2 protein-coding genes are annotated in these 720 nt (G+C 67.5%); both read right to left on the bottom strand.

The window, feature by feature from the left end; translation table 11 throughout:
- A partial coding sequence (locus ABFX54_RS56690; protein ID WP_346115626.1) for an acyl carrier protein occupies positions 1 to 236 on the bottom strand: 236 nt, incomplete at its 3' end.
- Positions 237 to 241: 5 nt separating this feature from the next.
- The coding region (locus tag ABFX54_RS56685; RefSeq protein ID WP_346115625.1) for an SPASM domain-containing protein at positions 242 to 720 on the bottom strand (479 nt) is incomplete at its 5' end.

Below are 720 nucleotides of genomic sequence, written 5' to 3'. Positions count from 1 at the left end.
GACAGGACGAAACCGCAGAAGGCGCGGATGGAGTAGAGCCCCTCGATGTCCAGCCGGTCGAAGTCGAGCTCCACGTCGAACCTCTCCTCGACCATGAACAGGAAGCTGATCAACTGGATGGAGTCCATGCCCAGCTCGCGGATGATGTCCGCGTCGTCGCCGAGCTCCTCCGCGGTCCAGTCGTCGCCCAGGGCCTCGGCCAGCATCGACTTGATCTGCGGCAGGAGGTCGTCCATCTCGTTCACACTCCGTTCTCGTAGAGCGATGAGCACTTGGAGCAGACGGGCATCAGGCCCGTCGCGCGCAGCGTGGTGCGCACCCGGCGGAAGGCGGGGCTGTGCCAGACCTCGGCCAGGGTCCCGTCCCTGATGTCCCCGACGATGAACTCGGGGAAGAACTTGCACGAGCTGACCTTGCCGTCGGCGTGCACTTCCAACCGGCTGGAGACCGCCAGGCAGGTGGACTTGCCCGCGACCAGCCGGCTGCGGCCGAGGGCGAAGTCGGTGACGTCGTCGAGCGTCACTTCGGGCGTGTAGCGGATCCAGGGCCGCCATACGCGTCCGGCGAGTCTCCGCATCGACTCCCGCAGGACGGGGATGTTGTCCGGTTCGAGGTGATAGGTGTAGGAGTGCCAGGTGGCCTGGCCGGGCGGGGGCGGCGGGTTGAGCCAGGCGAAGTCGCGCGCGTACACGTCGTCCATCCGCGCGGCGGCCTCGGGAG

The sequence above is a fragment of the Nonomuraea maheshkhaliensis genome, assembly GCF_039529435.1.
Taxonomy (GTDB): Bacteria; Actinomycetota; Actinomycetes; order Streptosporangiales; family Streptosporangiaceae; genus Nonomuraea; species Nonomuraea maheshkhaliensis.
The sequence above is the reverse complement of the archived record's forward strand: the minus strand, read 5'-3'. Positions and strand labels throughout refer to the sequence as shown.